The organism is Peribacillus sp. BM1 (assembly GCF_056679975.1).
This window is the reverse complement of the sequence record NZ_CM155259.1, coordinates 4,282,375-4,304,938: the sequence shown is the minus strand read 5'-3', so window position 1 is coordinate 4,304,938 and position 22,564 is coordinate 4,282,375. Positions and strand designations below refer to the sequence as shown.

Annotated in this window: 19 protein-coding genes and 1 riboswitch; of the genes, 12 read left to right on the top strand and 7 right to left on the bottom strand. The window is 38.7% G+C overall.

Annotated features, from left to right (window positions below; all coding sequences use genetic code 11):
- Window positions 1-248 precede the first annotated feature (248 nt).
- Window positions 249-917: a DNA alkylation repair protein gene (locus AC1MGI_RS20525; RefSeq protein WP_480347459.1), complete on the bottom strand. Its 669-nt coding sequence runs from the start codon at window positions 915-917 to the stop codon at window positions 249-251.
- Between the two features lie 106 nt (window positions 918-1,023).
- Window positions 1,024-1,626: a 30S ribosomal protein S4 gene (gene rpsD, locus AC1MGI_RS20520; protein ID WP_049682621.1), complete on the bottom strand. Its 603-nt coding sequence runs from the start codon at window positions 1,624-1,626 to the stop codon at window positions 1,024-1,026.
- 554 nt (window positions 1,627-2,180) lie between these two features.
- Between rpsD and AC1MGI_RS20515 the strand changes: the two genes are divergently transcribed.
- The gene (locus tag AC1MGI_RS20515; protein WP_480347457.1) at window positions 2,181-4,034 is read left to right on the top strand and encodes a sensor domain-containing diguanylate cyclase; all 1,854 of its coding nucleotides are present in this window, start codon (window positions 2,181-2,183) and stop codon (window positions 4,032-4,034) included.
- Window positions 4,035-4,128: 94 nt separating this feature from the next.
- Here AC1MGI_RS20515 and AC1MGI_RS20510 read toward each other — a convergent pair whose 3' ends face one another.
- Entirely contained in the window at window positions 4,129-4,608 is a 480-nt protein-coding gene (locus tag AC1MGI_RS20510; RefSeq protein ID WP_480347455.1) for a GAF domain-containing protein, read from the bottom strand.
- Between the two features lie 148 nt (window positions 4,609-4,756).
- Between AC1MGI_RS20510 and refZ the strand changes: the two genes are divergently transcribed.
- Window positions 4,757-5,395, top strand: coding sequence for a forespore capture DNA-binding protein RefZ (refZ, locus tag AC1MGI_RS20505; protein ID WP_480347453.1), 639 nt, complete (start codon window positions 4,757-4,759; stop codon window positions 5,393-5,395).
- A gap of 5 nt (window positions 5,396-5,400) precedes the next feature.
- On the opposite strand, the gene hisJ is transcribed toward refZ, so the two are convergent.
- Entirely contained in the window at window positions 5,401-6,207 is an 807-nt protein-coding gene (gene hisJ, locus AC1MGI_RS20500; protein ID WP_480347451.1) for a histidinol-phosphatase HisJ, read from the bottom strand.
- A 226-nt stretch (window positions 6,208-6,433) separates the two neighbouring features.
- On the opposite strand from hisJ, the gene ezrA reads away from it, so the two are divergent.
- From ezrA to mbcS, 5 genes are all read left to right on the top strand, one after another.
- A complete protein-coding gene (gene ezrA, locus AC1MGI_RS20495) occupies window positions 6,434-8,068 on the top strand; it encodes a septation ring formation regulator EzrA (RefSeq protein WP_480347449.1) in 1,635 nt (544 codons plus the stop codon).
- 812 nt (window positions 8,069-8,880) lie between these two features.
- Window positions 8,881-10,020 carry a cysteine desulfurase family protein gene (locus AC1MGI_RS20490; protein WP_480347447.1) on the top strand — a complete coding sequence of 380 codons (1,140 nt, stop codon included), beginning with the start codon at window positions 8,881-8,883 and terminating at the stop codon, window positions 10,018-10,020.
- 5 nt (window positions 10,021-10,025) lie between these two features.
- Entirely contained in the window at window positions 10,026-11,240 is a 1,215-nt protein-coding gene (thiI, locus tag AC1MGI_RS20485) for a tRNA uracil 4-sulfurtransferase ThiI (RefSeq protein WP_480347445.1), read from the top strand.
- 90 nt (window positions 11,241-11,330) lie between these two features.
- Window positions 11,331-11,531, top strand: coding sequence for an alpha/beta-type small acid-soluble spore protein (locus tag AC1MGI_RS20480; protein ID WP_480347443.1), 201 nt, complete (start codon window positions 11,331-11,333; stop codon window positions 11,529-11,531).
- A gap of 319 nt (window positions 11,532-11,850) precedes the next feature.
- A complete protein-coding gene (gene mbcS / locus AC1MGI_RS20475) occupies window positions 11,851-13,431 on the top strand; it encodes an acyl-CoA synthetase MbcS (protein WP_480347441.1) in 1,581 nt (526 codons plus the stop codon).
- Window positions 13,432-13,894: 463 nt separating this feature from the next.
- Here mbcS and AC1MGI_RS20470 read toward each other — a convergent pair whose 3' ends face one another.
- Window positions 13,895-14,089, bottom strand: coding sequence for a hypothetical protein (locus tag AC1MGI_RS20470; protein ID WP_062176741.1), 195 nt, complete (start codon window positions 14,087-14,089; stop codon window positions 13,895-13,897).
- A 167-nt stretch (window positions 14,090-14,256) separates the two neighbouring features.
- Window positions 14,257-14,619 carry a Na-translocating system protein MpsC family protein gene (locus tag AC1MGI_RS20465; protein ID WP_062176744.1) on the bottom strand — a complete coding sequence of 121 codons (363 nt, stop codon included), beginning with the start codon at window positions 14,617-14,619 and terminating at the stop codon, window positions 14,257-14,259.
- 254 nt (window positions 14,620-14,873) lie between these two features.
- Window positions 14,874-15,014, top strand: a riboswitch (cyclic di-AMP (ydaO/yuaA leader).
- Window positions 15,015-15,458: 444 nt separating this feature from the next.
- Here AC1MGI_RS20465 and AC1MGI_RS20460 point away from each other — a divergent pair.
- The 4 genes from AC1MGI_RS20460 to rarD all read left to right on the top strand — a co-directional run bounded on the left by AC1MGI_RS20460 (window position 15,459) and on the right by rarD (window position 20,349).
- Window positions 15,459-16,796 carry a TrkH family potassium uptake protein gene (locus tag AC1MGI_RS20460; protein WP_480347439.1) on the top strand — a complete coding sequence of 446 codons (1,338 nt, stop codon included), beginning with the start codon at window positions 15,459-15,461 and terminating at the stop codon, window positions 16,794-16,796.
- Between the two features lie 26 nt (window positions 16,797-16,822).
- Window positions 16,823-17,488 (top strand): potassium channel family protein, encoded by a 666-nt coding sequence (locus tag AC1MGI_RS20455; protein ID WP_480347438.1) that lies wholly within the window; start codon window positions 16,823-16,825, stop codon window positions 17,486-17,488.
- 249 nt (window positions 17,489-17,737) lie between these two features.
- The gene (locus tag AC1MGI_RS20450) at window positions 17,738-19,336 is read left to right on the top strand and encodes an amidohydrolase (RefSeq protein WP_480347436.1); all 1,599 of its coding nucleotides are present in this window, start codon (window positions 17,738-17,740) and stop codon (window positions 19,334-19,336) included.
- An 83-nt stretch (window positions 19,337-19,419) separates the two neighbouring features.
- On the top strand, window positions 19,420-20,349 hold the full coding sequence (gene rarD / locus AC1MGI_RS20445; protein ID WP_480347434.1) for an EamA family transporter RarD: 930 nt from the start codon (window positions 19,420-19,422) through the stop codon (window positions 20,347-20,349).
- A gap of 143 nt (window positions 20,350-20,492) precedes the next feature.
- On the opposite strand, the gene AC1MGI_RS20440 is transcribed toward rarD, so the two are convergent.
- The gene (locus AC1MGI_RS20440) at window positions 20,493-21,293 is read right to left on the bottom strand and encodes an NAD kinase (protein WP_480347432.1); all 801 of its coding nucleotides are present in this window, start codon (window positions 21,291-21,293) and stop codon (window positions 20,493-20,495) included.
- 241 nt (window positions 21,294-21,534) lie between these two features.
- Here AC1MGI_RS20440 and sppA point away from each other — a divergent pair, with 241 nt between their 5' ends.
- Window positions 21,535-22,539 carry a signal peptide peptidase SppA gene (sppA, locus tag AC1MGI_RS20435; protein ID WP_062176763.1) on the top strand — a complete coding sequence of 335 codons (1,005 nt, stop codon included), beginning with the start codon at window positions 21,535-21,537 and terminating at the stop codon, window positions 22,537-22,539.
- Window positions 22,540-22,564 lie beyond the last annotated feature (25 nt).

The following is a 22,564-nucleotide window of genomic DNA, read 5'->3' as shown; positions in this document are numbered from 1 at the left end:
GCTAAAGGGTCAGGCCTCACACTCTATACACCGTTATTCCGGTTTAATAGTAGATGTAGGGTTCTGACCCTTTGTCATATTAGATCGATCGAGTAGGATTCAGGTTTGGCTTAAAAATTAGAAAATTGGCTTAAAAATTAGAAAATTGGCTTGAAAATTGCACATTTTGAATTAAAAATCAGAAAAGCGTCTCGTAAAGTTCACATTTTAGTCTGCTAATTTCAGATTCCAGCTCGGAATAAAACTTTCTAAGACAGATGTTTCAATGCCTCGCGCTTGCTCAGCGGTTTTAATTGGTTTTGAGCGACAAATAATTGAACACTAGAAGCGTTCGTTTTGGCGTATTCCCGTAATACCCAGCCGATCGCTTTTTGTACAAAAAATTCATTGCTGTGTGCTTGGCGTAGAATGTAGTTATGTAGCCGTTTTTCATTCATATTCTCTTTATAGTAGAGTTGATAAAGAATCGCAGATCTTTGTAACCAAATATAATCATCGTCAATCCATTGGTCAGGGTATGAGGAAACAAGTTCGGGGTATTGTAAAAACATATAGCCAAAGATATGAGGGGATAGGACATCGATCGTATCCCACCAAGATTTACTTTTGAGTAAACTGACTAGCCACGGCATGTCAGTGGGAGTAAGGTCTTTTTTAATTTTTTCCAAGATATCAAGGGCTGCTTTTTGGTATTCTCGTTCTGGCTTTTCCCATAACGTAAGAATAACCGTTTCAAGGTTCTCTTTTGACGGTGATCCGTATTCTTGCAAAAATTGCTTAGTCAATTTTCTTCGAATGGGCGTTCGAATCCCTAAAAAATCAAATTGATTTCTCATATATTTTTTAGACCACTTTGCATATTCTGTCTCGGCGTGTTCAGAATATAATTTTTCTAATTTTTGAATATAAAAATCCATAAGTTCCTCCATGGTATGTCAGATTTGACTAATGACGTTTCTACTAAAACAGAAATGATGTATAAAAAAACCCCCATCCAAGGATGAGGGCCGAAAACAAAATCGATTAACGAGAGTAGAACTCAACGATAAGTGCTTCGTTAATTTCAGCAGGAACTTCAGAACGTTCTGGTAAACGAGTGAAAGTACCTTCTAATTTGTCAGCATCAAAAGTCAAGAAATCAGGAACGAAGTTATTTACTTCGATTGATTCTTTGATTGTGCTTAGGTTACGTGATTTTTCACGAACAGAGATTGTTTGTCCAGGTAACACTTTGAATGATGGAATATCAACGCGTTTTCCATCAACAAGGATGTGACCGTGGTTTACAAGTTGGCGTGATCCACGACGAGTACGAGCTAGACCAAGACGATAAACAACGTTATCAAGGCGTGATTCAAGAAGAATCATGAAGTTTTCACCGTGTACACCTTGTAGTTTACCTGCACGGTCGAATAATGAACGGAATTGACGCTCAGTAACTCCGTACATATGGCGAAGTTTTTGTTTCTCTTGTAATTGCAATCCGTATTCGGAAAGTTTTTTGCGTTGGTTTGGACCATGTTGTCCAGGAGCGTAAGGACGCTTCTCTAATTCTTTACCAGTACCTGTAAGGGAAATTCCAAGACGACGGGATAATTTCCAGCTTGGGCCAGTATAACGAGCCATAGTATGACTCCTCCTTCAAATGTTTTTATTTGGGTAAAATAAAAACCGTTGCGATTCACGATTATGGTCATTTTGTTTTCATGTATCTTCGCCCTAGCAGCTGAGGGTTACGGGATACACCTCTATAAAGAGGAACAAAATGAGACCGTAAAAGCACTCACATAGGCTGCACTATTTTACACAAGTAATAGTATATAATTTAAAAGAAATATAGTCAAGTGTAATTCCATATAGTTCGTGATGTACAAAATAAATCATCATGGTAAAATTACTTTAAAATAAGAATGTTTTAGCTTGAACAATTTATCCCGCATTAATGGATAGTAAACCCCCCCACTGATTGAAGTTCCACTTTATAGGCATAATGAATTAGGTCTAAAAACATGCGCTTTACGCTTATTTAATAGAAATTTCTAAAAAATTATAAAGATATTTTATTCATACAAGTATATAATGAATAATATAGAAAAAAACGGAAAACTAATAGTTCTATTTTACTGTGTGTTAATGAGGTTTTAAAGCTTCAGCATTACTTGTATAGGGATGAGATAAAGATGAGAAGTATGACTCAGTTACTATATGAATTAAAATCGTTATTAATTAATCAAATGGATGATTCAAAGGGAAGAATGGAAGACACTTCTTTTCTTGAAAAATCTATGCTTGAGATATGCGACGCTTTTTACGCTGATGAAGTTACCTACTTTAAGCTAGACTATAGTCTCAAGCATTTATATATTGAGGCTTCTACCGAACGTGATCAGGAGCGAGAGTATATTCCGATAGGAAGCATTGAAGTATTTAATAACTGTGAACCGTATTCTTATAAAGATTTTCAAATAGAAGCATTAAAGGGTTTCCATCTGTATTTGCCACTAAAACGCGAAAATGAATTAGTGGGACTGCTTGCATTAAAAGAAAGGGTTCCTGGTTCTTTTGAAAGGATCACTTCAGAAGAAGGGGAGGCGTTCTCAAGAGAAGTGATGAAAATCTTAAATACGGCAATACATATTTCAGAGATTACGAGTGAAAGAAGGCGCTATAAACAGCTGTTTCGAGTGACTGAAAAATTTCATTCATCCATGAGTATGGATGCGGTACTCGGTGAAATTATCTCCACACTACAAGAAATGTATCCGTCTTTCACTTATTATCTTCTGCTTTCCCATGATAATGCAAACCACGAAAACCTTCCGATAAAGGATCTCGGCTATGATGGTGAGACTGTGGCGGTTATGCAAGCGTATGTTACAGGAACTGTTCAAATCGAAGACGAGCTGGCTGCACGAAAAACAAATCTATATGCACCGCTGAAAGGAAAACAAGGCGTGTACGGAATTCTTCAAGTCATTGCTCCAAATGCTCGTATGTTTCCAGAGGAGGAAGTCGAATTTATTTCTTTATTAGCCAATACCGCTGGGAGTGCTCTTGAGAATGCACAGCTGTACCAGCAATCTCGCCGTTTAATATCTGATTTGCAGCTTATTAATGAAACATCCCATAGATTGAATTTAAATCTGCGTCTAAGTGAAACAATGGAGTTCATGAAAAATCAAATTATCGATTCCTTTCATGCGGATGAAGTGGGGTTTGTGTATATTCTACCTGATGGAACGGCTAATTTCTTGACGGGCAGCACAGAATTTTTTCATTCTGATCAAATGGGATTATACGTCGATTTTTTGAAGGAAAAGATTTGTTCCACTACGGAATCCCTGTTCATTAGCGATTTACAGCTGAAAATCCCTAACAAAGATGTGAAGTATCATTCGATGATGGCTGTTCCGATGATGGAAAGTGATCAAGTGCACGGATTCGCACTTGTTTTACATAAAGATCCCTATTATTTTTCTTTTGAAACATTCAAACTGCTGCAATCATTGATTCACCATACGAGCCTTGCCTTGGCGAATTCGATGCTGCGCGAAGAACTGGAGAAAATGGTCATTACCGATCATTTAACAGGTTTGTATTCGCGGAGTTATTTAGATGAGAAAATGTTGGAGTCGCTGGAAAAAGATCAAAGAGGAACATTTATTTTGGTGGATATCGATGATTTTAAAAAAGTGAATGATACCCACGGTCACCAAATTGGCGATGATATTCTCATTCAGGTTTCCATGATCATCCAATCAGGCATACGAGAAACGGATATTGGGGCAAGATGGGGTGGCGAGGAGTTAGCAATCTATCTGCCAAATGTCTCCGTAAACGCTGGGCAAGAAATTGCACAGCGAATACAAGAGAAAGTAAGCGAACAAACGAACCCGAAAGTGACCATATCATGCGGGGTCTCCTATTGGACGAATGGACGCAGCGATCACGTCAAAGCTTTATTTAAGCGTGCGGATGATGCTTTGTATGTTGCTAAGAATACAGGGAAAAATAAAGTGCTCGTTCAAGACTAGTCCTTATAATAATACCCGTTTTTGGATGACCAAAAGGGTCTGGCCTCACTGAGGCCAGACCCTTTTGTTTTGAGATAGTCTTGCAATTTTAATATTACAAATACTTCACTAATGTATGCGTGAATTTCTCTAGCAATTCTTCGTCTATAGCATCGAAGCGATTCGTAATCGGACTATCTATATCAAGAACGCCGATTAATTCGTCGCCTTTTATGAGTGGGATGACAATTTCTGAACGGGAAGCGGCATCACATGCAATATGCCCTGGGAATTGATGAACATCTTCTACACGATACGTTTTACGTTCAGCAGCAGCAGACCCACAAACACCTCTCCCAAATGGTATGCGAATACAAGCCGGTAAACCTTGGAAAGGCCCAAGTACTAATCCGTCATTTTCCGCTAAATAGAAACCGACCCAGTTCACTTCATCCAAAAGCTGGTTAAGAAGGGCGCAAGCATTGCTAAGGTTCGCGATTCGATTGGGCTCCCCTTCAACAAGTGCGATTAGTTGTTTCTCAGCAAGCAAGTAATTCTCTTGCTTACTCCCTTTATATTGTTCGACATTAAACATAAACATTCCCCCTGCTTCATGATAAAAATACAACCTTCAACATTATTGCAAGATACCCTGTGGAAGTTGTCGAGAAGTTCTAACAGGATATTGCAAGTATTTCGAGAATAACTTATTTTAAGACTTGAAATTAGAGGAGGACTTCAAAATGAACCGTCAAACTCAAACGAAGGAAGCAATTCTTGAATCCGCTCTATATTTATTTCACTTGAAAGGCTATCATGCGACCTCCATACGGGACATTGCACATAAAGCTAAGGTTAATTCCGCTAATATTGCTTATTATTTCAAAAATAAACAAGGGTTGCTAGAATATTGTTTTACTACATATTTAGAAGACTATATTCAGCTGTTAGAGAAAAAACTTGTCCAGCTTGACCGGATTGGCACCCAAAACGGCTTACTGGCCATTCTTACAGATGTCTTTGAATTTCAACGTAAAAACTTCTTAGCTGCGAGCTTTATTTATGGAGAATCAGCACTAGACTCTAATCTTAATCGAGAAGTTTTATCAACTTATTACATGAAAGAAAACTCTTATTTTCAATTTGTTTTAGAAAAAGGCGTAAAAGAAGGCGTGTTCCGTAAAATCCCGCCAGCTATTTTTACGTTGCAAATAAAAGGACTCCTTTCAGCCCCAATTATACATGCCCACTATGCAAGAGAGGTCCTGCATGTATATACGCAGGAAAAATATTATACCGATAAATATCGTGATGAAGTCTGCTTGTTTTTAGTACAAAGTCTGTTTGTCAAACGCGAAATGCCAGTAGAATTACTAGTTTAACGTTTCTATTTAGAAAAAGCTTCTGCCAAGCATGAGTTGAACCCTTGACCTAGATCTTTGGCTTGATGGGCATCAGACCCGAAACGTAAAGGAATGCCTATCTGCAGGGCATATTTTACAAATCGCTCTGGCGGATAAGGCTCTAGACAAAGCGGTTTAATAGCACCAGCGCCGTTATAATCCAGTTCATACCCTTGCCTACTTATTTTGTCTAGAATGGAATATAACTTCTGATCATAATTTTCTTTCGGTGAAAAACGCTGCTGAAACTTATGAACAAGTGTAATATGCCCAATACGTTTGGGCTTGAAGTTCCCTAAATCAGCAGCAATACTTTTCTCTAATGTATCGTAATAAGATGAATAAACGGCATCTACAGACCCTATTCTTTTGGCGATGCTTTTAAACATTTCGTCACTAAAGTCGATGCAATGCCACTCATTTTCATCACGAATAAAATGAACCGATAGGATACTATCATCTAAATATTTACCAATTTTATTAAGGGATTTCTTAGTTTCTGCCTCAAATCCTTCGATATAATCTACTTCTAGCCCTGTCTTAATCCTGATTTTTTCCTTGTATCTCTCTTTTAATAAAGCGAGTTCCTGAAAATAGTCTAGTAAATGATCACGTTCCATCCCACTATCACGGTCTGGTGTAGGATCAATGAACCCTTCTGGCAAAGGAGCATGCTCTGTGAATGTCAATTCCTCGATTCCAAGCGTTATGGCTCGTTCGATATAATCTTCAAATGAGTCGCTTGAACCGTGAGGACAGTACGGACTGTGAACATGACTGTCAATTTTCATCAAAATCCCCCCCATAAATTCAATTTCAAGCACAATTCTGTAAAAAATATATATTTATTAGTCAAAAATTATTGCTAACATGGTATCATAAAAGCATTGAATTGAACATGTAAACATTTATATAGATTGTTGCTGACTTGTGAGGTTTAGAATTGGGGGGCATATGATGGAGTACATACTAGGTATAATCATACTAGTTATTACGTTAATAATATGGGGATATTTTTTGAAAAAGAAGCATTTTAAAGAAATTGATCAGCTAGAGGCTTGGAAAATGGAAATTATGAACCGCCCAATATTGGATGAGCTTTCTAAAGTAAAGCAATTAAATATGACTGGTGAAACAGAAGAAATGTTTGAACGATGGCGTAATGAATGGGACGCCATTATCACAGTCTACATGCCGGATGTTGAAGAATTATTGTTCGATGCAGATGATTATGTCGACAAATATCGTCTCGGTAAATCCAAAGAAGTTCAGCAAATGATCTCGACTAAGCTTACGAACATTGAAACGGCGATCGAAAAGATTCTTCGTGAGCTAAATGAATTGGTCGGTAGTGAAGAGAAAAACAGGATTGAGATTGAAGAGATTAAAGAAAGCTACCGTACTATTAAGAAAGACTTGCTAGTTCATCGCCATACATTTGCCAAAGCGGCAGATCCACTTGAGAACACGCTCGATGAAATAGTGGTGGTTCTTAAGCAATATGAAGAAGCGACGGAAAATGGGAATTATTTAAATGCACGAGAACTTGTTTTATCGATAAAAAATCAACTTGTTACCATTCAAACAAAGATGGAAATCATTCCTCAATTGCTACTAGATGGTCATTCTTCACTTCCATCATCCCTTTTGGAGTTGAAAGATGGCTTCACGGAGATGAGGGAACAGGGATATTTTTTAGAGCATATTGAATTTGAGACAGAGATCTTGAGGCTTGAAACCGAGCTTGAATATTATAATAATCAACTTGAACTTGCGGAAACTGAGACTGCTGAAAAAGGAATAAATGAAATTTATGATAGTGTGAACCTTCTGTATGATTTACTTGAAAAAGAAGTGCTTTCCAAACAGTATCTAATAAAAAATGAGGATCTTTTGAAAGATAGCCTTGAAGCATTTGCATATGAGAATGATAAATTAAAAGCTGAGACAGTCGTTGTACGGCATAGCTATCATGTAACGGAAAGTGAACTAAGTGCTCAGAAGAAATTAGAAAAGCAAATTGATAAATTGTTAAAAAGGTTCCAATTACTTTCCTTGGAAATTGCAGATAATACGATGATCAGTTCTGTTTTAAGTGAAGAAATGCAGGGGATTGAAGCGATTCTAAACGAGCTGAAGGTGGAGCATGAAGCCTTTGCTGAGAAACTGCATGCATTGAGAAAAGATGAATTGCAAGCACGTGAGGTATTACAAGACCTGAGAAAGAAAATGGGGGATACTAGCAGGACGATCTCGCAAAGTAATATTCCGGGTCTGCCTGAAAAGTATCGGAATTTGTTAGCAGAAGCAAAAGAAAGCATTGAAGATGTTCAGAGTAAACTAGAGGAAAAGCCTCTGGATATGGGCTCTGTACACATTTTTCTTGAAAAAACGATTGCTTCTGTCACAAGTTTATACGAAAACACAGAATTGCTGATAGAGGAAATGCTTTTTGCAGAGAAAGTGATCCAATACGGAAACCGATATCGCAGTAGATACCCTGCTGTTGCTGAGGCTTTAAGAACTGCTGAACAGTACTTTATGGAGTATGAATATGAGCGGGCATTAGAAGTTGCAGCATCAGCCATTGAAAAAGTCGAACCAGGATACTTAGATAAAATCGAGGCGGATATGGAAGAAGTACTTTCATAATACGAAAAAATGAATTAAGAGGATGTCCTAAAGGGGTCTGACTCAGCACTCACCATACAGTTGATCGTGTTACTGACACTTCATTTAAACTGTATGTAGTAGCTGCAGTCTGATTCTTCACTTATGGGACATCCTCTTTTTGCGTAATCCAAAAGTAAAAGAGGATGTTCAAAAAGTCCGGCGAAAAAGCTTGCGAATTGCACCAAAGCTCATGAAAGATCTTCTGTTAAAATCACGCACGTCATGACGAGGAACACAGAAGTCAGCACATCCTGTGCAAGTCCGGTCCCAAACGTTACTGTATCCGTGAAAGGTTGAGACGTTCGCCCCTCGAACTTCTCGGCTCTTTTTATCCTCCTTTTTGAACTCGTACTAAAAGACTGATCTTGGCAAAATGAATCTTTTTCAATAATCGTGATTTATGGTAAAATGATGTGTTGTTAATAATCAAATGAAAGAACAAGAAGCTACACGATGCTTTTATATAAATGAAATCTTGAACAAAATTTAGTGCCAAAAGAAAGTAGCCTGTAGCCCCTTCGAGTCCTACGATAGGTCATGTTCCCACATGATGTGGCTCTCTCTTCTTTCAAGGTGCTCGCGCTTTTGTTCGTGCCTTAGGCAACTATACGAAATTATTTATGTGGATAATTTAATTTGTCTGTCCGCATCCAGCTCCAGCGCCTACCCCCTCGAGGTCAAAAGCCAAACAAGTTGGATGGAGAGAAAATCAGTCTCCATATATCTTGTTCGTCTTTTTCTTTTCGGGGTTGATCAAGGCGCTTGCGCTTTTGTTCTTAGGAGGGAAACTTATGATTTATTTTGATAATAGCGCTACGACAAAGCCATATCCGGAAGTCCTCGATTCCTTTATAAAGGTGTCTACAGAATACTTCGGCAACCCTTCTTCCTTACATGGTCTAGGTGCTAAAGCTGAAAGCCTGTTAACTCAAGCGAGGAGGCAGGTAGCTGACCTTCTTCAAGTGAAAAGCGTGGAGATTTATTTTACCTCTGGGGGAACGGAAGGAAATAACTTAGCAGTTAAAGGGATAGCACATGCTTATTCTAAAAGAGGTAAGCATATTATCACCACTGTTATGGAGCATGCTTCCATTAAAGAAACGTGTCAATCACTTGAAGAAGAAGGGTTCGATATCACCTATTTACAAGTCGATTCAAATGGGTTTGTTTCTGTGGAAGACTTGAAAAATGCTTTACGAACGGATACGATTTTAGTGTCCGTCATGTCTGTTAACAATGAAGTCGGTTCAATCCAGCCGATCCTAGAAATCGGTCACTTATTAAAAGAATATCCACAAGTGCTCTTTCATGTCGATCATGTGCAAGGTATTGGGAAGATTCCATTAGATATAGCTACTGCTGGGATTGATTTATGTACGATTTCTGGTCATAAATTTCATGGCTTAAAAGGTACAGGTGTATTATACGTTAGAGATGGCATTAGGGTTTCACCGCTCTTCACTGGCGGCAATCAGGAGGCGAAGCTAAGGAGTGGCACGGAAAACGTTGCTGGGTTCGTAGCCTTAGCTAGAGCATTACGACTCATTTTACAAAAAAGCGCGCAGGATTATGGGAAGCTAATAGAAATTAGAGATATGTTATTGAATGGATTGAACGAAATAACGGGTGTGAAAATAAACAGTCCATTACATGGTGCACCCCATATCATCAATTTTTCCATTCCAGGCATTAAATCGGAAGTATTTATCCATGCGCTTGAAGAGAAAGAAATATATGTTTCAACGACAAGTGCCTGTTCGTCTAAGAAAAAGTCAATCAGTGATACGGTATTGGCCATGTTTCATGATCAGAAAAGGGCGGATAGTGTTATTAGAATTAGCACTTCATATGAAAACGAACTTTATGAAGTGGAGTTCGTACTTCAGGAAATTAAGAACACACTTTTAAAACTACAAAAGGTAATGAGGTAAAATAAATGAAATTTGATCATATTATCATTCGTTATGGTGAGATTTCAACAAAGAAACGTAATCGAAAAAGCTTTGTTGATAAACTCAAAAATCATATTCGTTGGGCATTAAGAGATTTTAAAGCGGCCAAACTGACCGCAAGTCGGGAACGGATGTACATTATATTAAATGGCGAAGATCATCAGAAGATCATTGACCAAATAAAAGGGGTATATGGCATTCAGTCATTAAGCCCAGCTTTAAAAATAGGCCGTGATATCGAAGAAATTAAAACGGCTGCTTTATATTATATCGACCAGTTATCGGGAGAAATTGAAACGTTTAAAGTTTCGACAAAGCGTTCGGATAAAGATTTTCCATATGATACGAATGAATTGAACCATCTTCTTGGTGGACATTTGTTACGGAATAAAGATGGAATTTTAAAGGTGGATGTGAAAAATCCAGATTTAGATTTACGTGTAGAAGTACGCAAGGAAGCAGTCTATTTATCAGGCGAGAATATTCATGGTGCAGGTGGTCTTCCATTTGGCTCGAGTGGAAAGGCGATGCTCATGCTTTCAGGCGGAATAGATAGCCCGGTTGCAGGCTTCCTTTCCATGAAGCGTGGTCTTGAAATTGAATGTATTCATTTCTATAGCCCGCCATTCACGAGCGAACGTTCCAAACAGAAGGTCATAGACTTAGCTGAAAAACTCGCATTAGTGAACGGAAGCATGAAAGTTCATATTGTTCCGTTTACAGAAATTCAAATGCTGATCCAAAAACAAATACCAGAGAACTATACAATGACGAGCACACGTCGTTTAATGCTGCGCATAGCTGATGCGATCAGAGAAAAAGAAGAAGCGCTGGCAATTATAACTGGGGAAAGTCTTGGACAGGTAGCAAGTCAGACGATGAATAGCATGTTTGCGATCAATGAAGTAATCTCAACGCCTGTATTGCGTCCACTTATCGCAATGGACAAATTAGAAATTATTGAGCTTGCGAAGCAATATGATACATTTGAGATATCGAATCAACCATACGAAGATTGCTGTACGGTATTTACACCGGCAAGTCCTAAGACAAAGCCAAAGCTCGAAAAGGTTCAGTATTATGAAAGCTTTGTGGACTTTGATAAGCTGATTGCAGATGCTGTGGAACAGACTGAAATCCAAAAAATTCACTTTGGTGAAAAAGCTACTGGAGAAAAGCAATTAGAAGACTTGTTCTAGACTGGAAACTCTGACTATAATTACCAACAAATCAATGAATGAAGCCATGTGTTTTTACACATTCTATACTTACAAGGAGGTGAAAAACACATGGCAAACAACAACTCAAATCAACTTGTCGTACCTGGTGTACAACAAGCTCTAGATCAAATGAAATTTGAAATTGCATCTGAATTCGGTGTACAGCTTGGCGGTGAAACAACTTCACGTGCTAACGGTTCAGTTGGTGGTGAAATCACAAAACGTCTAGTTCAAATGGCTGAACAACAATTAGGCGGGTACCAACGATAATTTCATAAATATGGCTACAGAAAGCGGGCGATTTCGCCCGCTTTCTTTCATTTGTTTTCCATTCTATTTTATTTTCTGATAAGATAAGAAAAATATTTATTATTTTACATACTTGATAAAGCTGTATAATATATCTTGAGGTTTTGTATAAAGATAAAAGGAACAAAACTTTGTTAACTTGAACAGGATTACCAATGATAATGAGAATTAAACTAAACTTTGTGTGAAAATCTATAAATTTGTGCCGCAACATAAGGAAGTTGGTTTCCATGTTTTAAATAGTTAATGTTGTTTCTTGTAAAAAGGAAGGAGAAATACAATGAGAAGAGAAGATTTGATTGCTCCAGAGAAGTATAATCTTGTTAGTGAAATGGAAAGATTCGCAAAAGACAAGAACCGTTTAGCCTTAAAATGGGAATCTGAGGATGGAGTAAAGAAAGAAGTTACATACGATGCTTTAATGAAACGAGTTAACAAAACCGGTCATGTCTTAAAAGATGCAGGATTTGAAAAAGGGGATATTGCCCTCATCATCATTCCAAGGCTAATTGAGGCATATGAAGTATATCTAGCAGCACTTAAGATTGGAATCGTGGTTATCCCATGCTCAGAAATGTTAAGGCCAAAGGATATTGAATACCGAGTAAGGCATGCTGAGGTGAAGGGAGTCATTTGCTATCATCAATTTTGCGATCAGGTAAATGCAGTTAAAGACACAGAGCAGCTGGTGAAATTATCGGTTGGTCAGGAAGTCCCAGGATGGCTCTATTTGGAGGAGAAAATACAAACATCCAGTGATACGCTTGCACTAGCTGATACGAAAAGCTCAGACATGGCTTTTCTTTCCTATACATCTGGTACGACCAGCAATCCTAAAGGTGTAGTACATACCCATGGCTGGGCATATGCACATTTAAAAACAGCAGCCGCAAACTGGCTAGGTGTTCGTGAAGGTGATACAGTGTGGGCGACTGCGGCCCCTGGTTGGCAAAAGTGGATTTGGAGTCCGTTCCTTGCTGTACTAGGATCTGGTGCTACTGGCCTTGTGTATCATGGCAAATTTGAAGCAAAGAAATATTTAAAACTACTTGAGGATTACAAAGTGAATGCTCTATGTTGTACGCCAACGGAATATCGATTAATGGCAAAAGTGGATAATTTGGCAGACTATAGTCTTACCGATCTGCACAGTGCGGTATCGGCAGGCGAGCCATTGAATCGTGAAGTAATTGATATATTCGAAAAGTACTTCAATATTCAAGTACGAGATGGATACGGTCAGACAGAAAATACGCTGTTAGTCGGGATTTCCATAGGGATGGAACTGAAACCTGGCTCAATGGGGAAACCGACACCTGGTAATCGAGTTGAAATCATTGATGAAGATGGAGTACCTTGTCAAGTAGGTCAAGTCGGAGATATTGCTGTACATATCGAAACCCCAGCTTTGTTCAAAAGTTATTATCGCGACCCTGAACGTACAGCTATGCAATTTCGTGGCGAGTATTATGTAACAGGGGATAAAGCAAGAAAAGACGAAGACGGCTATTTCTGGTTTGAGGGGCGCGGGGATGATATGATCATCAGCTCTGGCTATACGATTGGACCGTTTGAAGTGGAAGATGCACTCATTAAGCATGCTTATGTGAAAGAATGTGCTGTAGTAGCAAGTCCGGATGAAGTAAGAGGAAATGTCGTCAAGGCATATATCGTGCTTCAGGAACATGTCGATGAAAATGAACCACAGTTGGTGAAAACACTTCAAGAGCATGTGAAAAAAGTGACAGCACCTTATAAATATCCGCGGAAAATTGAATTTATTAAAGAACTGCCAAAAACGACTTCGGGGAAAATCCGCCGAGTAGATTTGCGCAATTTGGATGAAAATCATACTGGTTAATTGAACTCCCCCCCACTTAATTTCATACGAAATTTGAAGTGGGGGATTCCTGCGAACACCAAAGTATCCTTCAGTTATTTAGCAGGCTAACCCCGTAGTCCCTACGGTTATAGCTTAATATCTCGTACGTTGACTCGCCACACGTCCTACTTTAGCTAAGGAATAGCAACTTCGGTACGTGTGGAATAGAAAGAACGTTGAAGATTTTACGTGACAGACGTTTTTCCTGTCACAACCTCGTATCTTCAGTTTTCAAAGAACAACTTGTACAGGAATATTGTACCGTGCGAACGAGTGTTTCGCCTGAAATGATAAAATAAAGAGAGGTTGTTTCACAAACGAATTAGCCCCTACATCTACTATCATTGTTTATACGTGTACAGGACATGTCGGATAAACGATGTATAGAGTGTGAGGACCAGTTCTTTTGTTTAGACAACCTCTTTTATTAAATGTTTGCTGATTATCTTTTTAAAGAAAATAACTTTAACAATGGATGCTTTTTCTTATCCACAATCTTTAACTCATTCATGACAAGATGATCTTCGTGTTCGGCTATCCATTTCTTAAGCGCTTCTTTATCCTGACAATGGGTTAAGTATGTCTGACCGCCTTTACCAACGGCGTTAATTACATATCTGTTAGAAATATTCCCCATATTTACTCTCCTACATATTCATAATGAAATTCCAACTCACAAAAAGGTCTTGTGATCATATACAGTATACAATCTATTAATCTAAATAAATGCATTTCTTTTAGTCAATTAATTACAAATTTCGACAACGTAAAGATTGCTAGCATTGTAGTCTGAATTACCCCATCTTAAAGGCTCTTCTCTAAGTCTTTATCCATAATAAAAACCTCGATTCTCTCCCCAGTTTTTGTACTAATATCACTATGAGAGGAAAGAACTTTACAGCCAGTATAATGTTCGACAATTTTTTCATAATCTTCGCTGTACATTTCACGAAGCAGCTCCCGCATTTGTTTGACAAGTTTTTTCCCAGAATTTCGATTGACAAGATGCTTTTCTTCTACCGTTAGAACACCTTTGAATCGGGTAATCAACATGTCATTAATGATATATGTTTTGGCTTCCTGTGGACCTCTGCCGATCAACTCACGCTGGAACTTGATAAATGCAGCACTAATTTCAGCCTCTAGTTTCTTTTTGGAATTTGACATAATGCCTCCAATTACCTTTCTGAGATTTATGGGGTTATCATAATGTCCAAAGTAAGGTCTTGTCAATGCAAAAATAAAATCTTTATAAAACTTTAAAATCAGGTGAAATACGTAGAATTACTGCGTGAAACAGAGTTGTTGTGTGAATATTTGATGAATTCACCTGTATTTGGATGAATTTGAACATATCTAGTACTTTTAATGAGTTTACAATGATTATACAGCGGGCGTACAATAATTCTCATAAATAACAAATTTGATATCGGCCCAATCTCAATTAATTGAGAACGGAGGACCCACTAATTTGGGATTAATTCTGCTTTTGCAGAAAGGATGAGATACTCTTTCGCCACCCTGCCCGAAAGCTTTCTTCACAGGCTTAGCGAAGGAGTTCATAAGACTACCTAATTTTAAGGGGGCTTTTTTGTTGTGAGTGAAGCAAGAAAGCAGCCTAATGAACAATCTGTAGGTCTTTTTAATATATGTAAATATGAAAAAGTTTCTTGGATGATAGAACGCAAAGAGAGTGGATAACTTGCTGGGCGTTAAGTAGACCAATGAGTACTTTTTCTCCAATCAACATGTTGTTTTGGCAAGCATTCAATACCATTGTGTGAATCGTTTGGTTTACCGCTGGAATCTTGAATGATCGTGCATGACTGCATTACGGAGAAAAGTACCATTGGTCTTTTTGGTGTTCAATCTGCTTTTCCCTTTTTGATAAAGTGAAACTTCAATCAGTGGGGGCTTGACTCTCCATTAATGCGGGATAAATAATTTTATGACGTTGCAGAATGGAATGATGCTCGATTCAATATTTTAATAAGTAGGAGATCATTATGACAAAAATAACAGATTTTCTAAACCCGCCAAAAATTCTTGTATTGGGCTTTGCGGCCGTAATTTTAATAGGTGCATTATTACTGACACTTCCCTTTTCAACAGAAGATGGAGTCGGTCTCTCGTTCTTGAATGCTTTATTTACCGCAACATCTGCTACATGTGTGACAGGGCTTGTCATTGTAGATACAGGAAGCACATTTAGCAGTTTTGGCGAGATTGTCATATTACTGCTCATTCAAATCGGCGGATTAGGGTTTATGATAGTTGCAACTTTTTTCTTTTTTCTCTTAGGCAAAAGAATATCACTGAAAGAAAGATTATTACTTCGAGAAGCGTTAAACCAATTATCGATGGAAGGCATTGTCAGGTTAGTAAAAAGAGTGTTGATTTTTACAGGAGCGATCGAGCTTGGCGGTGCCATTATTTTATCGATCCGTTTTTCTTTTGATATGCCGATTGGTCGAGCCATCTATTTTGGCATTTTTCATTCAATCTCCAATTTTAATAATGCAGGTTTTGATTTACTGGGAGGATTTCGGAGTTTGACCCCGTACGCGGAAGATCCAACGGTCGTACTAACCGTTTGTGCGCTTATCACATTAGGAGGAATTGGTTTTATCGTAATGAATGAACTTTATGAATATCATGATACAAAACGCTTATCTGTGCATACGAAGTTGGTATTACTGACTAGTCTAATTTTAACTGTAGGTGGGGGCATTTTAATCTTCATTTTTGAATATGGCAATGATAAAACATTAGAGCCTTTATCCTATCTTGGAAAAGGATTAGCAGCCTTGTTTCAATCGGTGACAGCGAGAACAGATGGAGCTAATACATTGAATATTTCAGAATTAACACAACCAACATTATTTCTGACGAGTATCTTGATGTTTATTGGCGCTTCTCCGGGTTCAACAGGTGGCGGAATTAAAACGACTACCTTTGCTACTTTACTTGGAACCGTCTTTTCACAAATTAAAGGAAAAGAAGATGTCGTCTTCTTTCATAAACGCATTGTTTTTGACACGATATTTAAAGCACTTACTGTAACGGTAAGTGGATTATTCCTTGTTATTACCATGACCATGCTACTGAGTATCACGGAAAAAGGCCATGATTTTATGATGTATCTATTTGAAGCGACTTCAGCGTTCGGCACAGTAGGTCTATCGATGGGATTAACCCCAGAACTATCACCTATTGGTCGTGTACTCATTATATTCACGATGTTCGCAGGAAGATTAGGTCCTTTAACGATTGCTTTTGCCGTTGCTATGAGGCGTAAACCGGATGCATTTCGTCATCCAAAGGGGAAAATAATGATCGGTTAATGAAAAATAGGGAGTGTAAATAAGATATGGTCAAACGACAATATGCGGTTATTGGTTTGGGGAGATTTGGCATGAGTGTAGCTCGAAAATTACATGAGGCTGGGCAGGATGTCTTGGGAATTGATTGTAATGAGGAACGAGTCGAAGATGCTGAATTAGCCGTTACTCATGCAGTCGTGGCAGATACTACAGAAGAAAAGGCGCTTATTTCAATCGGGATTCGTAATTTTGATTGTGTAATTGTCGCAATTGGGAATGACATGCAGTCGAGCATTTTAACCGTTATGCTTTTAAAAGAATTTGGAGTGAAAAAAGTCATAGCGAAAGCTCTAGGCAAGCACCATGGCCGGGTTTTAGAGAAAATAGGGGCTGATTGGATCATCTATCCTGAAAGAGACATGGGGGAACGAGTTGCCAATCAGCTCCTATCACCGAATATGTTGAACTACATTGAACTGTCAAAAGAATTCAATATCGAGGAAATCATCATTCCACTTAGAATGGCGGAAAAAAGTTTACGAGATCTTGATATTCGTGCCAAATACAATGTAAGTGTCATTGCCATCGTTAGAGAAGGAGAAATAATCGTATCTCCATCCTCAGATCAGATTATTCATACAGGAGATTTATTAGTGGTAATTGGGAACAGAGAGGACTTAGCTAAATTTTCAAATATAGAATCATCATTGTAGCTAAAACGCGACTATGAGCAACAGCTACTTCTAAGCGGGTGCACAAGACTGACCAGATTTGGATTATTAGATTATGCTATTTTGATGAAGTTTCGTGGCTCGTGGGTGTGTCTCAAAAAGAAGCGTCAGACCTTTTGAGGCACACTCTATGCCCCTAATACGTTTTCTTGTGGAATACTCTGAGTTTGGTGATACACTTTAGGAAGAAAGCAATGTGGTTAAATAGAGCAAGTGTGTGGGGGGCAAACAATGGGGACGCTTTGGTATAACGGAAGCATTTATACGATGCAAACAGAATATGATCAAGTAGAGGCGATTTTTACTGAAAATGGCTTAATCATTGAGGTTGGCGAGGTTTCAGAACTTCGAGATACATATCGATACACCATTACGAATGAAGTCGATTTGCAAGGTCAAATGCTTATTCCAGGACTTGTGGATAGCCATCTGCACTTGATTGGACTTGGTGAAAAGCTAATGAGGTTGGACCTTTCGATGATGAGCAGAGATGAAATCCTACAGGCTTTACTTGAAAAATGTGCACAAACGCCTGTTGGAGAATGGATTATTGCAGAAGGTTGGAATGAAAATGAATGGCCAGATTCTACACTTATATTGCGAGATGACTTGGATCAACTATCCAATGAACATCCGATCGTTTTAAAAAGGGCTTGCCGTCATGCTGTCGTTGTGAATTCCTCGGCTTTGACAGGTAGTGGCATTAAGGAAAATATCGAGCAGCCGTTTGGCGGAGTGGTTGGGCGTTATAAGGATGCCCGCTTAAACGGTATGTTTAAAGAAGCCCCTGCTTTGAAACTGATCATGAATCATGTACCGGGAATTACGGAGGAATATGTGAGGCGTGCGTTGTCTGCTTCGATTCGTGATTGCCATAGACTTGGCTTAACTGGGGGGCATTCGGAAGATTTACATTATTACAATGGATTTTTGCCAACTTATCAAGCATTTGTTTCAGTTATTGAGGAAGCGAGATTGCCATTCCGTGTCAGCCTGCTCGTTCATAATGAAGTGGTTGATGACATGAAAGAAGCTGGGTATGGATATCGCAGTAAACAAGGGTTAATTGAATTAGATGCGATGAAACTATTTGCAGACGGATCACTTGGCGGCAATACGGCATTATTAAGCCACCCGTATCGTGACCTTCCGGATACGCAAGGTGTGGCGATTTATACAGAAAAGGAACTACATGATCTTGTTCAAAAAGCAAGGAATTATGAGATGCCAATCGCTGTACATGCAATTGGTGATCTTGCATTCGAAAGGGTACTGGATGCCATTTACGCTTACCCACCAAAGCCTGGATTGAGAGATCGGCTTATTCATGCACAAATTATGAGAAAAGATTTATTAGATCGTGCCAAAGATTTACCGGTGATTTTCGATATTCAACCTGGCTTTGTCCCTTCTGATTTTCCATGGGTTATTGATAAAATAGGAAAAGAGCATATGGAATATAACTATGCATGGAACACATTCATTGAAGAAGGCATTCATTGTGCAGGCGGTTCAGATGCGCCGATTGAACCGGTCAATCCGTTGCTCGGTATTCATGCTGCTGTGACAAGAAGAAAGCCGTTTGGTCCAGACCAAACGATTTATAATGAAAAGGAATGTCTATCGCTATTTGAGGCGCTCTCCTTATATACGACTGGGAGTGCTTATGCGATTGGGCAAGAAGGATCGCGTGGCAAGATTGCTCCAGGGTATGTGGCCGATTTCACAGTTTTTGAAAATGACTTGTACGCCGTCCAGCCTGATGAATGGCTTGAAATACAAGCAGGTATGACAGTTGTCAACGAACAGATTGTCTATGCGAAAAAATAATCATAGAAGAAGTAGAAACTTGCATGTATAATAAATATATTTCGTAATCTGAAATAGTATAATAGAAAGAAGGCATGCAGGTCATGAAATTGGAAAGTCAAAGAGAAGGTGCCTTTTTTGCGGCATTATCTTATTTAATATGGGGCATCATTCCGATGTATTGGAAGATGATACAAGATGTGTCTGCTGGAGAAATCCTTGCTCATCGGATTATTTGGTCGTTTGCCTTTATGGTCGTTCTTTTATTGATTTCTAGAAAATGGAAGAATTTTGTCAGTTTTCTAAAAGAGATTGTTCAGAATCGAAAAATCCTGTTCTCGCTTTTTCTTGCTTCGGTTTTGGTCAGCATTAACTGGGGAACGTTCATCTGGGCTGTGAATGCAGGGAGGATTATGGAAACTAGTCTTGGTTATTATATCAATCCACTAGTTAGTGTACTGCTTGGGGTCATTGTCTTAAAAGAAAAACTAAGTAAGCAACAGGTCTTTGCCTTTTCGCTTGCAGGTGCAGGTGTACTTATTCTCGGTCTTTACTTTGGCTCAATCCCATGGATTTCACTCATTTTGGCTGTAACGTTTGGACTGTATGGTCTAGCAAAAAAAATGATAAAAGCCGACTCAGCTATGGGGCTCACATTAGAAACCTTAATGGTTACTCCATTTGCGTTAGGATATATCATTTATATTCTGTCTACATCAGGTTCAGCGTTCTTTACAGCACCTCATACAGCTTTACTATTAATGGGAGGGGGCGTTGTCACAGCGCTGCCACTATTGTTTTTTGCAAAAGGAGCACAAAAAATTCCGCTATCTATGCTCGGGATTTTGCAATATATTGGTCCAACCCTATCATTGATACTTAGCGTATTTGTCTACCATGAGTCATTTACGAAAGTCCACTTACTTGCGTTCATCTTTATCTGGAGCGCACTAGTCATCTATACTCTCTCGATTACAAAAAATAGAGTCATAGGAAGCAATAAAGTGAAAAAACAAGTAAGACATGGTGCTTGATCTTTATTAAAACCAGAGGATGTCCCAAAAGCAAAGGGTCAGACCCCGCGACAACTAAATACAGTATAGGATAAGTGAATGAACCACTACATACTGATTTAGAGTGCGAGGTCAGACCCTTTTGGGACATCCTCTTTATTTAATTATAAAAATGTTCTTCTTACTTTTTCCCAAAATGAGTTGTCTTTTAGTTTGATCGTTTTAATCGATTTTCCGCTTAGTTTTACTTGAATTTTCTCAATATCGCGGATGCTTAGTGCTTCATTGTCGAGACCAATCGTTGGGTAATCGTTTTCATTCTGTGGCATTCTGACGGATAATGTTCGTTCAGGTCCAAGAATAAAAGAGGATCCGAGCGTTCGATAAGTATTGTTATTGATCGAAGCAAGCTCGCTCACTTGAAAGCATGGTAAAGTTGGATCCACAACCGCGCCTTTCACTGATTTGTTGTAGGCAGTACTTCCAGTTGGCGTAGCAATCACGATCCCATCGCCCCGGAACGTTTCAAAATGGATTGAATCAATAAAGAGGTCCAGCACGAATGTTTTTATAATCGCAGAACGAATGCTTAGTTCATTGAGCGCAAAGAAAGAGGGCTGATTATCCAATTTAATTTCAATCGTTGGATAGCGCCGTACTTCAATTTGATCTGTTTCTGTTGATTCAATCATTTTGTTGGTATCTTCTAAATGAAAATCACAATACATATTTAAGTTCCCTGTTGTAGAAATCCCCGCATATAAGCAATCTTCTCGGAAACCCGTTTTTCTGACTGCTTGAAGAAATGTCCCATCATCCCCAATACTGACGATAATGTTCGCGTGTTTAAAATCAGGTACGATATTATACCCATTGCGTTGTGCTAAATCCTGTAATGGCTGTACTTTAGCAAGAGTATCTTCAGATTGTGCATAAAAGAAATACAAATTACGACGATTATCCATAGTAAAAACCTCCAACAGTATTGAAATTATTTTCCAAAAAAGTAGATTGTTTGTTACAATATTAGGGTGTTTCCTTAGTTTATCATGAGATGAAACATTTTGAAAATTCAAACGCATAAACTAGTAGTGCGTGTTCAAAAAGGAGGATAAAAGATCCGAGAAGTTCTGCGAGCAAATCTCGAGAGGACCGGACTTTTTGAACAACCTCTATTAAGTCCAGAGTAGAGAGAGGATGAAGATAATGAATGGAAAGCGTTGGGCTGCTTTGGGGATTGCGGTCGTGTTATTTGGTTTCTCAATCGGTTTCAATTTCTTGACCACAGCCATGTTCGTTGATGTTGATAAGCTGTTTAATGATTTTCTTGGATCAGATGGTGAATTTATGACAGAAGTGATTGAACAAGGTACAGGCTTTGACGAAATTGCTGTACTTGATATCGAAGGAGTTATTCAAGATACAGGCAATTCCGGCTCATTGTTAGGTACAACCGGTTACAATCACAGAGCCTTTATGGACAAATTGGATATGGTGAATGAAACCCCAGCAATAAAAGGAATGATTTTGCGTGTCAATTCACCAGGCGGCGGTGTTGTTGAAAGTGCCGAGATCCGTGACAAAATTTTAGAGATTCAAAAAAGTGGAGTGAAAGTTTACGTTTCAATGGGATCTATGGCCGCATCTGGCGGATATTATGTGTCAGCGCCAGCGGATAAGATTTTTGCAAGTCCTGAAACATTAACGGGTTCATTAGGCGTTATTATGCAAAGTGTGAACTACGGAAAATTGGCAGAGAAATATGGCGTTGATTTCGTAACGATTAAAAGTGGACCATACAAAGATATTATGAGCCCAACACGAGAGATGACAAATGAGGAAAGAAATATCCTACAATCATTAATTGATAATTCATATAATCAATTTGTGAAAATTATTTCTGAAGGCCGAGGTATGTCAGATGCCCAAGTCCGAAAATTAGCGGACGGCCGAATCTATGATGGTCGCCAGGCACTGGATGCAAAGTTAATTGATGGTCTCGGCACATTAGATGATACAATTTCAGCGATGCAAAAAGATTTGAAATTGAAAAATGCCTCGGTGATTAGGTACACAGATCAAGCAGGCTTTGGAACTCTTTTCAATATGGGCGCAAGAAAGCTAATGGGGAATGACCTTGAGAAAGAGGGTCTGGTTGAATTGCTTTCGAGAACGAATTCTCCGCGATTGATGTACCTATATTCACAATGAGGAGGCGAGAAGAATGAATGAGGAT

Coding starts and splice junctions, on each gene's coding strand:
- AC1MGI_RS20515 (WP_480347457.1), top strand. CDS start 2,181: ATGAGAAGTATGACTCAGTTACTATATGAATTAAAATCGTTATTAATT.
- AC1MGI_RS20525 (WP_480347459.1), bottom strand. CDS start 917: ATGGATTTTTATATTCAAAAATTAGAAAAATTATATTCTGAACACGCC.
- AC1MGI_RS20450 (WP_480347436.1), top strand. CDS start 17,738: ATGGGGACGCTTTGGTATAACGGAAGCATTTATACGATGCAAACAGAA.
- AC1MGI_RS20440 (WP_480347432.1), bottom strand. CDS start 21,293: ATGGATAATCGTCGTAATTTGTATTTCTTTTATGCACAATCTGAAGAT.
- AC1MGI_RS20465 (WP_062176744.1), bottom strand. CDS start 14,619: ATGTCAAATTCCAAAAAGAAACTAGAGGCTGAAATTAGTGCTGCATTT.
- rpsD (WP_049682621.1), bottom strand. CDS start 1,626: ATGGCTCGTTATACTGGCCCAAGCTGGAAATTATCCCGTCGTCTTGGA.
- AC1MGI_RS20490 (WP_480347447.1), top strand. CDS start 8,881: ATGATTTATTTTGATAATAGCGCTACGACAAAGCCATATCCGGAAGTC.
- AC1MGI_RS20460 (WP_480347439.1), top strand. CDS start 15,459: ATGACAAAAATAACAGATTTTCTAAACCCGCCAAAAATTCTTGTATTG.
- AC1MGI_RS20470 (WP_062176741.1), bottom strand. CDS start 14,089: ATGGGGAATATTTCTAACAGATATGTAATTAACGCCGTTGGTAAAGGC.
- AC1MGI_RS20510 (WP_480347455.1), bottom strand. CDS start 4,608: ATGTTTAATGTCGAACAATATAAAGGGAGTAAGCAAGAGAATTACTTG.
- sppA (WP_062176763.1), top strand. CDS start 21,535: ATGAATGGAAAGCGTTGGGCTGCTTTGGGGATTGCGGTCGTGTTATTT.
- refZ (WP_480347453.1), top strand. CDS start 4,757: ATGAACCGTCAAACTCAAACGAAGGAAGCAATTCTTGAATCCGCTCTA.
- mbcS (WP_480347441.1), top strand. CDS start 11,851: ATGAGAAGAGAAGATTTGATTGCTCCAGAGAAGTATAATCTTGTTAGT.
- rarD (WP_480347434.1), top strand. CDS start 19,420: ATGAAATTGGAAAGTCAAAGAGAAGGTGCCTTTTTTGCGGCATTATCT.
- hisJ (WP_480347451.1), bottom strand. CDS start 6,207: ATGAAAATTGACAGTCATGTTCACAGTCCGTACTGTCCTCACGGTTCA.
- AC1MGI_RS20455 (WP_480347438.1), top strand. CDS start 16,823: ATGGTCAAACGACAATATGCGGTTATTGGTTTGGGGAGATTTGGCATG.
- thiI (WP_480347445.1), top strand. CDS start 10,026: ATGAAATTTGATCATATTATCATTCGTTATGGTGAGATTTCAACAAAG.
- AC1MGI_RS20480 (WP_480347443.1), top strand. CDS start 11,331: ATGGCAAACAACAACTCAAATCAACTTGTCGTACCTGGTGTACAACAA.